This window comes from Desulfobacterales bacterium (assembly GCA_029211065.1).
In the GTDB taxonomy this organism is placed as follows: domain Bacteria; phylum Desulfobacterota; class Desulfobacteria; order Desulfobacterales; family JARGFK01; genus JARGFK01.
In genome coordinates this window covers 1-2,234 of sequence record JARGFK010000236.1, presented here as the reverse complement: position 1 = coordinate 2,234, position 2,234 = coordinate 1, and the positions used below count along the sequence as shown (strand labels likewise).

The window sequence follows — 2,234 nt, the reverse complement described above, 5'->3', positions numbered from 1 at the left end:
TCTGAAAGAGATAGATCGGATTTTGATTTATTCCTACTTAACTTTAAACCACAACAGCCGGGCCGGGCTGGTGCCCGGATTTTTCCAAAGGGTCGGGATGTCGGAGGTGAGATATATGGTATCACCTGGCGCGATGGCATAAACCGCCTTATTCAGCTCCATCAGCAGTTTTCCGGACAGTAGGTAGCCGGCCTCTTCTCCCTTGTGGATGAAAAAATGAGAGTGCAAAATCTGGTTGGTCGGTATTTCAATAAGGTAGGGCTCGGCCTTGGGATCAAGGTCCACAGGGGTCAAAAGTTTGACGTTAATACTTTCCTTAGGCAGATCCGTGATTTTGATCTCCAGTGCATCAGCCGCTTTAAAGACCGCCTGGCCGGTCAGCGTCGGGGATTCCTGGAAAAAAGAACCCACCTCAACGGAGAGAACCTCGGCGATTTTAAACAGGGCCGGCAGGGAGGGATAAATCTGATTGCTTTCAATCTGTGATATGGTGCTGGGAGTGACTCCGACAAGCCTGGCCAGTTCGGTTTGAGACAGGCCGCGTTTGGTCCGCAGTTTTTTCAATCGGGCACCCAGAGCGATTCGGCTGGACGTTCGGGTTTCCGAATCAAAAACGACATTTAAATCCTTGCTCCAGTAGGGATGAGGCGTGTTGAGATTTTGCGGGTCGCGCTTTTCCGTTTTTAAAATCGTTAATGATGTCTTGCCCCGCTTGACCGACAGGTCGATGGCAACCTGGGCGATCTGATTGATTTGGGCTTTCAGGCGGGCTGAATGGGCTTCCTTTTCAATAATCCAATACGCGATGGTGTTGAGCTCATACGCCGCGGACAGGAGTGCGAATAAAAATTCAGCAGATGTTCTTCTCCCTCCCATAGCTCCTGCATTCCGGTTAAACTCTCAAAAACAAAGCGCACGTCACCTTTCAGCGTCTTGTGGATGCCGTAAAAGGCGTCCGTAACCTGACTTACCTTGCGGGGTTCTTCAACCCGGATAATTCGGCAGGGCCAATCGCGGGTTTTTTGTTTATAGAAATCAAGAAAAATATCTGCGCCGGCACCTTTACCATGGGTAAAGCAGTCCAGCAGTGTCAAATTTATATATTCGGCCAAGGGTCCCAGCTTTTCCAATAGATTGCGGGGAGAACGATCAAAACTGACATAAATCATGGGTTTCCGCTGGTGTTGGGAGACCTGCATGAAGTTGAGACAAAACACCGAAGCCAGGCTGCCGGCGTCATCATACCAGACGACATTGTCACCGATAAACAGGCCGTTCAACAGACGATCCAACTGGCTGACCCCGGAGGAAACACGATATTTTTTGGCTTTCATAAGCGCCCCATTGTTAATATTTCTGTCAGGATCCCGGTGGCTCAGTACGGCATTTTTTTCCATACAGTCCTGGCGCGAAAAAGTTCCTGGCCGCCATCTTCCTTTATGATATTGTGCAAAAATATGCCGGGCTGTCCGTCAAGGGGTCGGGATTTAGAAATCACGAAGTCTCCATGAAAGGCTTCGGCCACGTAGTTTATTTCCAGTCCGACCAGCATGGACTGTTGCAGTTCTTCGGCGGGTATGCACTCAAGAGCCCAGACGATGAAGCTGACGTTGTTGACATGTCGATTGGTGTCGAGATCCTGGTAGCGAATCCGGAATCGCATTTCATGTTCATAAACGCTGAGTTTAGGGATCTTCTCAAAAAGATTCAATTCAAGACCGGTTCTGTGCTCTGGGATGCCTGGATTCAGTTTTTTTACAAGCGGTTCAATCCGCAGGGGGCGGCGGGTTAGCGTGTCGATGACCAGCCAGGCGGTGGCAGCAGACCCCAGCAGGCGGTTCTGACCGTCAAGGAAGAGAAAGTTCCGGAGTGCGAACAGGCGCCGGCTTCCCGAGGGCCAGGTTGCAACATGAACTGTTTCTTGCCAGCCCGGATAGGTGTGCATCTGTAATGCCAGGCGTGAGAGTACCCAAGTTTTTTGTTGTTTCTGCAACCAGGCGACGGAGACACCCAGTTCGTCGGCGTGTTTTCCGGCAGCGTCCTGCATGAAATTACACAGCGTCGATATGCTGAGCCGTCCGCAGGCATCCACCTCATAGGAGCGGATCGCATATACGCCACTGTGCCTATGAGCATCTTTGCGTAAAGAAGCCGGGCACGGATCGGCATCAGGGATGTCGGTGGCACCCACAGCGCCGGTAACATTTTCCCGACCTGTTGATATCGGTTCTTTG

General features: G+C 51.0%; 3 protein-coding genes. All 3 read right to left on the bottom strand.

What is annotated here, in order from left to right:
• Positions 1–33 precede the first annotated feature (33 nt).
• Positions 34–876 (bottom strand): helix-turn-helix domain-containing protein, encoded by an 843-nt coding sequence (locus P1P89_23170; protein MDF1594426.1) that lies wholly within the window; start codon positions 874–876, stop codon positions 34–36.
• Positions 762–1,334 (bottom strand): hypothetical protein, encoded by a 573-nt coding sequence (locus P1P89_23165; protein MDF1594425.1) that lies wholly within the window; start codon positions 1,332–1,334, stop codon positions 762–764. Before P1P89_23165 ends, P1P89_23170 begins: the two co-directional genes overlap by 115 nt.
• Before the next feature lie 41 nt (positions 1,335–1,375).
• A partial coding sequence (locus tag P1P89_23160) for a thioesterase (protein MDF1594424.1) occupies positions 1,376–2,234 on the bottom strand: 859 nt, incomplete at its 5' end.